The sequence below is a fragment of the Candidatus Microthrix parvicella Bio17-1 genome (assembly GCF_000299415.1).
Taxonomy (GTDB): domain Bacteria; phylum Actinomycetota; class Acidimicrobiia; order Acidimicrobiales; family Microtrichaceae; genus Microthrix; species Microthrix parvicella.
The window spans coordinates 523,978-535,819 of record NZ_AMPG01000002.1 but is presented as its reverse complement, the minus strand read 5'-3'; the positions used below and the strand labels follow the sequence as shown (position 1 = coordinate 535,819).

At 66.4% G+C, this 11,842-nt stretch carries 8 protein-coding genes and 1 tRNA gene; 6 read left to right on the top strand and 3 right to left on the bottom strand.

The genetic code is table 11. From position 1 onward, the window contains the following. Positions 1 to 10: 10 nt before the first annotated feature. Positions 11 to 1,405, bottom strand: coding sequence for a class II 3-deoxy-7-phosphoheptulonate synthase (locus tag MPARV_RS0110635; protein WP_051011967.1), 1,395 nt, complete (start codon positions 1,403 to 1,405; stop codon positions 11 to 13). A gap of 68 nt (positions 1,406 to 1,473) precedes the next feature. Next, positions 1,474 to 2,349 (bottom strand): sigma-70 family RNA polymerase sigma factor, encoded by an 876-nt coding sequence (locus MPARV_RS0110630; protein ID WP_012222987.1) that lies wholly within the window; start codon positions 2,347 to 2,349, stop codon positions 1,474 to 1,476. A 68-nt stretch (positions 2,350 to 2,417) separates the two neighbouring features. Here MPARV_RS0110630 and nadD point away from each other — a divergent pair, with 68 nt between their 5' ends. From nadD to rsfS, 3 genes are read left to right on the top strand one after another with little or no spacing between them, the layout of a single operon-like run. Beyond that, positions 2,418 to 2,996, top strand: a complete 579-nt coding sequence (nadD, locus tag MPARV_RS0110625) for a nicotinate-nucleotide adenylyltransferase (RefSeq protein ID WP_020378225.1) — start codon at positions 2,418 to 2,420, stop codon at positions 2,994 to 2,996. Next, positions 2,986 to 4,488, top strand: a complete 1,503-nt coding sequence (locus MPARV_RS0110620; RefSeq protein ID WP_157789556.1) for a LytR C-terminal domain-containing protein — start codon at positions 2,986 to 2,988, stop codon at positions 4,486 to 4,488. The genes nadD and MPARV_RS0110620 overlap by 11 nt, the downstream gene beginning before the upstream one ends. Continuing rightward, on the top strand, positions 4,485 to 4,865 hold the full coding sequence (rsfS, locus tag MPARV_RS0110615) for a ribosome silencing factor (protein WP_020378223.1): 381 nt from the start codon (positions 4,485 to 4,487) through the stop codon (positions 4,863 to 4,865). The genes MPARV_RS0110620 and rsfS overlap by 4 nt, the downstream gene beginning before the upstream one ends. A gap of 5 nt (positions 4,866 to 4,870) precedes the next feature. Here rsfS and MPARV_RS0110610 read toward each other — a convergent pair. After that, positions 4,871 to 4,943 (bottom strand) — tRNA-Ala (locus MPARV_RS0110610). Positions 4,944 to 5,047: 104 nt separating this feature from the next. Here MPARV_RS0110610 and MPARV_RS0110605 point away from each other — a divergent pair. From MPARV_RS0110605 to MPARV_RS0110595, 3 genes are read left to right on the top strand one after another with little or no spacing between them, the layout of a single operon-like run. Next, complete coding sequence (locus MPARV_RS0110605) at positions 5,048 to 6,724, top strand: AMP-binding protein (RefSeq protein WP_020378222.1); 1,677 nt, start codon at positions 5,048 to 5,050, stop codon at positions 6,722 to 6,724. A 10-nt stretch (positions 6,725 to 6,734) separates the two neighbouring features. Next, positions 6,735 to 8,840, top strand: a complete 2,106-nt coding sequence (locus tag MPARV_RS0110600; RefSeq protein ID WP_157789555.1) for a branched-chain amino acid ABC transporter permease — start codon at positions 6,735 to 6,737, stop codon at positions 8,838 to 8,840. Next, positions 8,837 to 11,839, top strand: coding sequence for an MFS transporter (locus tag MPARV_RS0110595; protein ID WP_012222994.1), 3,003 nt, complete (start codon positions 8,837 to 8,839; stop codon positions 11,837 to 11,839). Before MPARV_RS0110600 ends, MPARV_RS0110595 begins: the two co-directional genes overlap by 4 nt. The last annotated feature ends 3 nt before the right edge of the window (positions 11,840 to 11,842 follow it).

Sequence of the window (11,842 nt, the reverse complement as noted above, 5' to 3'; positions counted from 1 at the left end):
CCAGCGACCGTTAGTGCTGCTGTTCTCGCAGCAATTCGGCCACGCGAAATGCCAGGTCGACACTCTGACGTGCGTTGAGCCGGGGATCGCACATGGTCTCGTAGCGGAGGCCCAGTTGGTCATCGGAGAGTTCTTCCGATCCGCCGAGGCACTCGGTCACGTCGTCGCCGGTCAGCTCAACGTGAATGCCACCCGGCCAGGTTCCCAACCGGTGGTGAACCTCGAAGAACCCGCGGATTTCCTGCTCGATCGCGTCGAAATGTCGGGTCTTGCGACCTGAAGGCGCGGTGAAGGTGTTGCCGTGCATGGGGTCGGTGGCCCAGATCACCGGGTGGCCGGATTCGGCAACAGCCTCCACCAACGGGCCAAGCCTTTCGGTGACCAACCCCGCGCCCATGCGGGCGATCAACGTGAGACGACCTGGAACGCGATGTGGGTCCAACGCATCGCACAACGCAACCACCTCGGCCGGGGTGGCCGTGGGGCCCACCTTGGTGCCGATCGGGTTGGCGATTCCGGAGAAGTACTCCACGTGTGCGCCATCCAGGTCGCGGGTTCGTTCGCCGATCCAGACCGAATGAGCGGCGGTATCGAAGAACTCGCCGGTTTCTGTGTCCTGGCGGGTCAACGCCTCCTCGTAATCAAGGATCAGGCCCTCATGGCTGCTGTACAGCGTGGCTTCGTGCAACTGGGGCACCTCGTCGGTGTCCAGGCCGCAGGCCTGCATGAAACGCAGCGCCCGGTCGATGTCGTCGGCGAGTGTCTCGTAGCGCCGCCCGACACCGGTGGCGGCCACGAACGCTTCGTTCCACTGGTGCACCTTGGTCAGGTCGGCGTACCCGCCCTGGGTCATCGCACGCAGCAGGTTCAGCGTGGTGGCGGATCGCTGGTAGGCCTGGGAGATGCGTCGGGGGTCGGCGCGGCGGGCGTCGGTTTCAAACTCGGGCAGGTTGACGATGTGTCCCCGGAAGCTGGGGAGGCTGACCTCGTCCAGGGTCTCGTGACTGGATGAACGCGGCTTGGCGTACTGCCCGGCGATTCGACCAAGCTTGACCACCGGAACTCCCGCCGAGTGGGTAAGCACGATCGCCATCTGCAGGATGACCCTCAGGCGCCGTTCGATGCTCTCCGGAGTGGCCGAGTCGAAGCTCTCGGCGCAGTCTCCGGCCTGGAGGAGGAAGGCCCGACCCTGCGCAACCTCAGCCAGCGACGCGGACAGCTGACGGGTTTCGCCGGGTATCACCAGGGGTGGGGCCGATTCAAGCTCGTCGGTGACCGCGCGCAACTCGTCGAGTCCATCCCACTCAGGCTGTTGGACCGCCACTCGATCGCGCCAGCTCGCCGGGCTCCAACCGGCCGGCGCGACCGCCGGTGCTGCTTCGCTGGGCGCATGTGGGGGGGTCACGGTGCTCCTCTGGTTCGCTGCAAGGTACGTGCAGGAGTGGGGGCACCCGAGGCTACCGACCTCCCGGGTCAGCTCACGAACGCGGGCGACTCGTTGGCGGTGCTGCGCACCCGATGCAGTGCACGCTTGACCAGGCGTCGGGCCGCCTCGGCCGACAGCCCCAGTTCCTCCCCGATTTCCCGAAAGGAGCGCTTGGTACCGTCCGCGAGGCCGAACCGCCGAGATACGGCGATGAGGGCCCTGTCGTCGAGGGACTTCAACAGGTCACCGAGCAGCTCTCGCTCTACGTCGGCCATGAGATGCTCGGCCGGACCGGGTCGGGTGTCGGCCAGCAGGTCGATCAACTCCGTTGAGGTGTCGTCGCCGACGGTCTTATCGAGTGATCTCACGGAGGTCAGGTGATTCAGTTCGGCCAAATCGGCGTCAAGTGCCTCGCTGTCGCCTCCGTTGCGCCGGAGTGCGTTGCGGAGCGCCGCGGAGCGATCACCGGGAAGACGCACCAGGCTGCCCTTCTGGTCCAGGGCCCGGCCGATTGCCTGTCGTATCCAGAACGTGGCGTAGGTGGAGAACTTGAATCCCTTACGCCAGTCAAACTTGTCGACCGCGTGTTCAAGACCCAGGTTGCCCTCCTGGATCAGGTCCAGCAGTTCCAAGCTCGGCTGCATTGGATAACGGCGGGCGATGCTGACCACCAGCCGCAGGTTGGCCCGGATGAAGTGGTCTTTGGCGCGGGCTGCGTCGCGAATGGTCCGGTGTTCGTCGCCGACGGTCGTCCCGGCCGCCAACGCCGCAGTGGCCAGGCGTCCGGCGTCGATGCGTCGAGACAATTGACGCTCCTCCTCCGTGGTGAGTAGGGGTACGGTTCCGATTTCTGAGAGGTACAGGCCAACCGAGTCGTTCATGTGTTGTTTGCCTTTCAGGTAACGCTGCTGTTGCGGCTCCATCGGACAGACCTGAAAAAATTTGAGGATTCGCGGCGGAAGTCGTTTGGATGACTTCTACAATGATGAGAATGTCCCAACGACGAGTCGGCCTGTTGGGCGGAACCTTCGATCCCCCCCACATCGGTCACCTGGTCGTCGCCGTTGAGGCTCGTGCCACCCTGAACCTGGACGAGGTGTGGCTGCTGGTGGCCCACACGCCCTGGCAGAAGACCGGTCGCGGAGTGACCGATGCCGAACACCGGCTTGCGATGGCGCGCGCTGCGGTTGTGGGGCTGGACGGGTTGGTGGCGTCGGATTTTGAGTTTGACCCGCCTGGGCCGACCTACACGGTCGACACGCTGGAGCGTCTCGTCCGGCTGCGACCGGAGGTGATGCCCACGTTGATCCTGGGCGCGGATGCCGCTGCCGGTGTTGGCACATGGCATCGCAGCGCCGACGTGGCAGCGCTCGCCGAGATCGCTGTGGTCGACCGGCCGGGTTGCGGGTCGACCACCCCGGCCACCCTGGCCGTGCCACAATTGGATGTGAGTTCGACCGGAATTCGCGCCCGTGTCCAGACGGGTCGCCCCATTGATGTGCTCTGCCCACCAGGCGTTGTTTCACTGATCAGCGAGCTTGGCCTCTACGATGGTGACGATGGCAGTTGAGGCGGCCCCTGAGTCGGGGAGATCGACCCCGGGTGGCCCCGACGCCGCTTGGAGTGACGAGCTTCTTGAACGCGAACTGCCCGAAGCGCCAACGACGGCTTACGTCCCTGCACCCGACGAGGCGCCATCACTTGTTGGCGGCGATTCCGTCGGCGGAGCCGGCGACGATCAGTTCGCCGATGTGTTGGAGCGGCCACTCGATGACGGCGGGGAACAGGCAGCGCCGCACACGCGCACGTTTGACGCCCAGTCGGGGTTCAGCGACACCCATGCCAACGAGGCGCGGTCCCTGGAGGGGGACGAATCCTCTCGACCAGGCACAACGCGACGTAGTGGGTCCAGCCGTCGTTTCCTGGCTCTCAGCGTCACTTTTGCCGTGGCGCTGGTGGCGCTGTCGTATACGGGTTATCGCAGCTCCCTCCGCATGACCGGCGGGGCGTCGATCAGCCCGCAACAGCGATCGCCCAGCCAACCGGGCTACGAGGCCGCCGTCAGGCCTACGCCTGTGACCTTTCTTGCCATCACCACCGATGGCGGAGAGCTGCGATCGCTTTCGGTGGTCACCCAGGGTACGGGTGAGACCGGGGGCACCATCGTGACCATCCCCAGCAGCCTTTTCCTGAAGAGCGAAGACGGCAAGGTGCGCATCCCCAATTACATCGAAGCCGAGGATGGCATGGACGAGTTGCAGACCGAGTTGGAGGCATCGCTCGGTTTTGGCATGACCGACCAACTCGTGGTCACGGAGTCCGATGTGGACTCGCTGCTGGGGGGCAAGCCGCTCGCTGTTCGAAACCCGGAGCAGCTGCTGGTTGACTTTCAGGGGGTGTTGGTGCCGCAGTTCGAGTCGGGTGACGTTTCGCTCGACCCCGGGGGGCTCATGGCCTACCTGAACTACTTGGGGCCGGAAGAGTCGGAGTACAACCGGCTGAACCGGCAGCAGTTGGTGCTGGAACGCCTCTTGGCGCTCGGAGCGGACGGCTTCAAACCCACGGCACCTGACGACAACGTGACCGCACTGGCCGAGTTGTTCACGGCGCTGGGTTCGGGCGAAGCGTCGGTTATCCAGCTGCCGGTGAAGGAGGCCCGCATCGGCGGTCGTCCGGACGGAGGCACCGGCCAAGGGGCGTCGTTTACCGCACCTGACAACGAGGCGATCGACGCCACATTGGGGAGTATCGTCCCGTTCCCAATCTCCGGGTTCCCCGGACAGCGCCTGGGCGTGAAACTGCTCAACGGCACCAACCAGCCACAGCTGGCGCTGAAGCTGGCCTCGGACGTGGTGAACGCCGGCGCCGAGGTGAAGGTGGTGGGCAACGCGAAGGTACTTCCCCAGGCGACCAGCAGTGTTGCCATCTCATTGGACGCTTCCCCGGAGGAACGCGAGCAGGCCCAACGGTTGGCGGACGCGCTCAAGGCGAAGTTGACCGATCAGGAGAAGTTGGGCGAGGACGTGCGCGCGGTGGTCGTGTTGGGCCAGGATCAACTGTGACCTTGGAGACCGACGAGCTGACCAACCTGGATGTCGACACCGTGGCGCTGGCCCGAGCCGCTTCGTTTGCGGCCGATGCCAAGGACGGCGAGGCCATCGAGGTGCTGGATGTCTCCGGCGTACAGGTGATGTGCGACGTCTTCGTGTTGGTGAGCGGTCGAACCGAGCGTCAGGTGAAGGCGATCGCCGACGAGGTTGAGGCCGTGGTGCGGGAGCGAACCGGACGAACCCCGCAGTCGGTGGAGGGCCGTGACTCCTTGCGCTGGGTGTTGCTCGACTACGGCGACGTGATCGTGCACGCTTTCGTCGAGGAGGACCGCGGCTACTACCGGCTGGAACGCCTGTACGGCGACGTTCCGCGCCTCCAATGGCAGTGATGCTGTGGAGCTGATCGGAATCGAACCGACGACCTCTTCCATGCCATGGAAGCGCTCTACCAATTGAGCTACAGCCCCGTAGGGGAAGCTGACACGATAGCAGCAGGCGGGTGGGTTCACGCCACTTCGAACCGATCGCCGGTCGCTTGTAACCGGCTCCTGACCGAGAGGGTCCAAACGCCGTGCACAGCCTGATCTCCCGAATCGAACGCGCGGCCGAAAGCGATGCCACCCTCACGGTGGCCTCGCCGGAAGGCTACGACACCACCACCTGGGCACAGACCCATTCCGCCGCTCGATCGCTGGCTGCGGGGCTGCAGACTTACGGGGTGACGCCGGGGACCCACGTGGCGCTGCTGGGGCCCACCACCCGGCCGTTGATCACGGCGATCCAGGCCACCTGGCTCACCGGTGGTTGCCTGGTGATGTTGCCGTTACCGATGCGCCTGGGATCGATTGAGGCGTTCGTCGAACAGACCAGAAGCCGAATTCGCGCCGCTGACTGCTCGCTGGTGTTGATCGACGAGCAGTTCGCTGCTTTTGTTGAACGCGCCGAAGGCGATCCGCCCTTCGTGGTCCTGCAGGATCTGGTGGCCCGTTCCTCCGAGTTGGCGCCGGCCGATTGGAAGCGCCCCGACGACGATCCTGACGCGCTTGCAGTGCTGCAGTTCACTTCGGGATCCACCGCCGAGCCCAAGGGGGTCATGCTGCCCCATCGCACCATCTGCGCCAACCTTGACGCCTGCACCCAGGCCGGAGGCCTGATCGACGACGAGGTGTTCGTCTCGTGGCTGCCGCTGTATCACGACATGGGGTTGGTCGGCCTGTTGACCATTCCGATGACGACCGGTCGCAACCTCGTGCAGGCGGCGCCTCAAGATTTCCTGTCCCGACCTGCACGATGGATGCAGTGGATCTCCGACTACGGCGGCACGATGACGGCCGGACCCAACTTCGCGTACGCGCTGGCTGCCAGGGCGTTGCGGCGGGCCGAGGAACTCGACCTGTCGTCGCTCGAGGTGTTGCTGAATGGGGCCGAGCCCATCGACGCCGACGTATTCCGTCGGTTCCTCGCGGCGGGGGAGCCGTTCGGGCTCCGTCCCGGTGCGGCGTTTCCCGCCTTCGGGATGGCCGAAGTTGGCATTGGTGGCGCCTTTTCTCGCCGCTGGGACGGCTTTCGTACCGATGTGGTCGATGCCGATGCATTGGAGCACGAGCACGTCGCCAGGCCGCCGAGTGAGGATGGCGCACCGGAGGGTGAAAAGACCACCACGCGGGAACTGGCGCTGCTGGGCCGGGCGGTGCCCGGGCTGGAGATGCGCGTCGTCGATCGTTCCAGTGGGCAGGAACTGGGTGACCGCCAGGTGGGTGAGCTGCTGATTCGCGGCACCTCGGTGACGCCGGGCTATTACAAGAACCCCGAGGCGACCGCCGAACTGCTGGTGGACGGATGGCTGCACACCGGTGACCTTGCGTATCTGCTGGACGGCGAGCTCGTGGTGTGCGGACGTATCAAGGACGTGATCATCGTCGGTGGCCGCAACATCTACCCACAGGACATCGAGCGTTCGGCCGGTGACGTGGCCGGCGTGCGGCCCGGCAATGTGATCGCCTTTGGCGCCGACGGTCGGGCGGGCGCGCAATCGATCGTTGTGGTGGCCGAGTTGGGCGATGCCGAGGCAGCGACGGTGCGAGACCTCCTGACCGAGCGGATCACCAGCGACATCGGGGTGCCCCCCAAGGAGGTGGTCATGGTGGCCAAGGGAACGGTGCCCAAGACCTCCTCCGGCAAGCTACAGCGCTCACTGGCCAAGTCCCGGTGGCTGAACGGCGAACTGGAGACCGCCGGAACCAGTTAGATTGGAGGAGGTGACGGCCGGGGGGCAGGGTTCGATGGACTGGCGTCACAGCGCGTCGCCGTATTTGGCGCCTGCCGTGCTGCTGGTGGCTCAGTTGGTGCTGTTGCCCGTACCGTTGGGCACCTTCGTCGCCGGCGCGCTGGCCGGCCTCGTCGGCTCGTTGGCTGCGGTTGGCCTGGCGCTCGTGTGGCGCGCCAGCCGGGTCATCAACTTTGCCGCCGGTGACCTGGGTATCGTGCCGGCCACCCTGGCCGTGCTGCTCGCCGATCAATGGGGCTGGAACTATTGGGCGTGCGCGGCCGCCGGGCTGGCGGCGGCGGTGGTGCTGGGCGTGGCGGTGGAGGGCCTGATCATCCGCCGCTTCTTCGACGCGCCGCGGGTGCTTATCACCGTGGCCACCATTGGCCTCGCCCAGCTGCTCGGCTTCGGTGCCCTGATCCTGCCGCGCGCCTGGGGGGCCTCGCCGTCGGTGCGTTCCTTGCCCGAACCTTTTGGTATGTCCATTGAGATCGGTGGGACCGTGTTCGACGGTTCCGACCTGGTGGCGCTCTTCGTGGTGCCGTTGCTGCTGATCGGATTGGTGTTGGTTCTCAACCGAACGGCGCTTGGGGTCGCAATTCGTGCCTCGGCCGACCGCAGCTCCCGTGCGCTGACGCTTGGCATTCCGGTGAAGCGGCTCCAGAGCCTGATCTGGACGCTGGCAACTGTCGGAGCGTTCGTGGCCCTCTTCCTCACCGCGGGCACCGGAGGCCTGGGAGTTGGGTATGGCACCAGCCTCGGTCTGCTGCTCCGGGCCATCGCCGCCCTGGTGCTGGGCCGCATGACGCACGTGGGAGTCATCGTGTTCTCGTCGGTGGTGCTGGGCGTTCTCGAGCTTGCGGTGCGGTTCCAAACCGGCGATGGCGCACTGGTGGCGCCGTTGCTGGCCGCCATCATCATCGGTGCGCTGTTGTTGCGGCGCATGGGGGTCACCCGGGCGGACCGTGACGACACCTCGTCGTGGCGCCTGGCCTCCGACGTTCGGCCGGTGCCCGCAGAACTGGCCCGGCGCTGGGAGGTGACCGCCGCCAGGTTGGGGTTGGTCTCGCTCGGTGTGACGGCTCTTGCGGTGTGTCCGTTCGTCTTGTCCACGGGCGCCATGTTGAAGTTGGGAGCGGTGCTGATCATCGCAAGCGTCGGCGTGTCGCTGGTGATTCTGTCCGGTTGGGCGGGTCAGCTGAGCCTTGGGCAGATGGCCTTCGCCGGCATGGGCGGCGCGGTGTTTGCCTGGGCCAATCAGACTCACGCGGTCGATCCGGCGCTGGCCATCTGCATGGGTGCGGGTGCCGGGGCGGTTGCGGCGGTGGTGGTGGGTCTTCCGGCGCTGCGCATCCGCGGGGTGTACCTGGCGGTCACCACCCTGGCCTTGGCAGTGGCATGCTCCAACGGGGTCTTCGACAACGGCTACTTCGACTGGATCCCCACCGGTTCGTTCGCCGGTCATCGGCCGGCGCTCCTGGGTCGCATACCCATGGACACCCCGGCCGAGCTTTACCTCCTGGCCTTGGGCCTTCTGGTGGTGTCGCTGCTGGCGGCGACGGCCCTGCGTCGGTCCCGCTCGGGACGGGTCCTCATCGCCATCCGGGAAAATGAGGACGCCACCCGGGCTTACGGTGTGGCGGTGACTCAGGCCAAGCTGGCTGCGTTCGCCGTGTCCGGGGCGATCGCCGGCGCCGCCGGTGCGGTGTTCACGCTGCACCAGGGCGCCTTCAAACAGGCGTTGTTCCTCCCGGAGGAAAGCGTGGCCACGTTCATCGGGGTGGTTTTGGGCGGCTTGGCCAGCCTCCCCGGCGCCGTCATCGGTGCGTTCATCTTGCGTGGCAGCGGGTGGCTGCTGCCCGCACCGTGGAACCTGTTCGCCACCGCCGCCGGGGCGTTGTTCGTGCTGTTGGTGATGCCCGACGGGGTTGGCGGCGCCCTTGTTCGGTTCCGCGACCTGATGCTGTCCAACCTGGCACGGCGCCGCGGCATCATCGTGCCGTCGTTGTCCGACCTCGGCGATCCCGAGGTGTTGACGGACGCGTCGGCGGGTCCTGCTGACGAATCCGTCGACGAATCGGCCGAGGTGAGCCCATGAGCGTTGAGCAGCCCGTGGGCTGGGGCTCGCTGCTGCTGGAGTCCAGCCGCACGGTCGTTCAGCCGTCGCATTGGTGGCCGTCGATTCGACACCCCATCGAGGCGCTGCGTCGGGCCGTTGGCGACGGCCCGCTGATGGCCCTGGTTGTGTTGTTCGGCCTCAACGCCGTCGACGAGTTGGACCGCACCGGGTTTGGCATCCTCATCCCCAACATTCGCGACGACCTTGGCTTGTCCAACGCAGGCATCCTGTCGCTCGTCGCCATCAGCCTGCTGATCGCGTTCTTGTTGCAGTTGCCCATTGCGGTGGCTGCCGATCGATATCCGCGGGTGCCCATCGCCATCGCGGGGGCCATCGCCTGGGGAGTGTTCTCGCTGTTCACCGGGCTGGCCAACGGCGCGCTCATGTTGGTGATTGCCCGCTCCGGTGCCGGCATCGGCCGCGCCGTCGTCGACCCCACTCACAACTCCCTCCTGGCCGACTACTACGCCGTCGACCGACGCTCGTCGGTGTACTCGATCCATCGTGGTGCCAACGTGTTGGGCCAGTTCGCCGGGCCGCTTCTGGCGGGGGGCCTGGCTGCGGCCACCGGTTCCTGGCGGACCCCGTTTTTCGTGTTCGTCATCCCGACCGTCGTCTTCGCGGCGCTGGCGTTGCGCCTGCGTGAGCCGGTTCGGGGCGGCCAGGAGCGCAAGGCCGCCGGTGGCGACGAGGCGATGATTGCATTGGCCGAACCTCAGGCCAGCTTCGAGGAGGCATTCCGGCTGTGCAACGAGATCCCGTCGCTGCGGCGCCTCTGGTATTCGGTGCCGTTTCTGTCGGTGTCGCTGATCGGTTTCGTCAGCCTGGCAGGCATCCTGTACGAGCAGACGTACAACCTCGACGAGCTCCAGCGCGGGTATCTGGCCGCCGCGGTTGAACCGTTCCAGTTCGTCGGTTTGGCTGTCGGCGCCGCCATGGGAACCAAGCTGTTCATGCGCGACCCTTCGTTGGTGTTCAAGTTTCTTCGGGTGGTCGCCATCGTGTCGGGCGTGTTTGCACTCGCATTCGCGCTGGCCCCCACCGTCTGGCTCACCGTCGTAGCCAACATCGCACTCACCTCGTGCCTGGCCATCATCCTGCCCGGCCTGCTCGCCAGCCTCTCGGTGGCCATCCCGGCTCGGGCCCGAGCGGTGGGCTTTGCCATCGCCAGCTACTGGGCCATCCCCGGCTTGTTGGTGTTGCCGCTGATCGGTTGGCTCACCGACCGCTACAGCGCCCGGGTGGGCATGCTGGTCATGGTGCCTGTCCTCGTAGTGGGTGGGCTGATCGTGTCGACTGCGGCCTCCACGATCCAGGGTGACATCGCCGACGTTTGGACAGGATCCCTCGCACGGGCTGAGGACGCACGGGAGCGCGCCGAGGGGCGGGCCAAGCTGCTGGTCGTTCGCGACCTGCACGTCTCCTACGACAACCTGCGGGTACTCACCGGCCTGTCGATGGAGGTGGGGGAGGGGGAGGTGGTGGCACTGCTCGGCACCAACGGCGCAGGCAAGTCGACGCTGCTGGGGGCGATCGCCGGCACGGTGCACGCCGGCCGGGGGGCGGTGATCTTCGATGGGCGCGACATCACGCACGCCCCGCCCCAAGCGATCGCCCACCTGGGCCTGGGCGAGATGCCCGGGGGCAAGGGCACCTTCCCCAGCCTTACCGTTGCCGAGAATCTGCGTACCGCCGGGTGGATGCTGCGCTCGGATCCCCACAACCTGAAGCGTCGCATCGAGGAGGTGTGTGCGCCGTTCCCGGTTTTGGCCGACCGGATGGCCGAACCGGCGGCCAACCTCTCTGGCGGGCAGCAGCAACAACTGGCCCTGGCCATGGCACTGCTCGCCAGGCCTCGATTGCTGATGATTGACGAGTTGTCGCTCGGACTGGCTCCGGTCGTGGTTGAGGACCTGGTGAGCCTGGTGCGTCAGGTGGCAGCGTCGGGCACCACGGTCATTGTGGTGGAGCAGTCGGTCAACGTGGCGCTCACCCTGGCCGATCGGGCACTGTTCATGGAGAAGGGCAAACTCCGCTTCACCGGCCCCACCGCCGAACTGCTCGAGCGGCCCGACCTGTTGCGCTCGGTGTTTCTTGGAGAAGGGCCGACGCACTCCACAGGTGATCGGCCATCCTCGGCGCCGATGCCTGATTCGCCCGTGCTCCAGGCGAGCAACCTGGTGTGCGCGTTTGGCGGGGTACGGGCCGTCGACGGGGTGTCCCTCGAGGTTCGTCCACGAGAGATCGTGGGTCTGATCGGACCCAACGGCGCAGGCAAGACCACCGTGCTCGATGCCATCTCGGGGTTTGTACCCACGCAGTCGGGCACCATCGGTCTCGGCAACGTCGAGCTGACAAACCTGAGCGTGGCCCGTCGGGCCAAGGCAGGGCTCGGCCGGTCGTTTCAGGACGCCAGGCTGTTTCCGGGCCTCACCGTGACCGAGGCGCTGGCTCTGGCGCACGAACGCTGGGTGGAGGTGCGCTCCACCGCCGACGCGGTGCTGCGAACGCCACCCTTGGTGCTCTCCGAGTGGAAGGTGCGGCGCGACACCGACGAGCTGATCGAACGGTTTGGGCTGGGCGATTACCGCGACAAATTCGTCGGTGAGCTGTCCACCGGCTCGCGCCGTATCGTCGACCTGGCAGCGGTGGTGGCCCAGCGGCCCAGCGTGGTGATGCTTGACGAGCCATCCTCCGGCATCGCTCAGCGCGAAACCGAGGCGTTGGGCCCGCTGCTGCTGCGACTGCGCGACGAGTTGGAGTGCGCCATGGTGATCGTCGAGCACGACATGGGTCTGCTCTCGAGCGTCGCCGACCGGTTGGTGGCGCTCGAGACCGGTCGGGTGATCACCTCCGGTCCGCCTGATGAGGTGTTGTCCCACCCCGAGGTGGTGGCCAGCTACCTGGGCGGCAGCCCCGAGGTGGTGGCGCGTTCTGGCCGGCGTGTCGCCGACATCGAGCCCGAAGGAGCGTCATGAGTC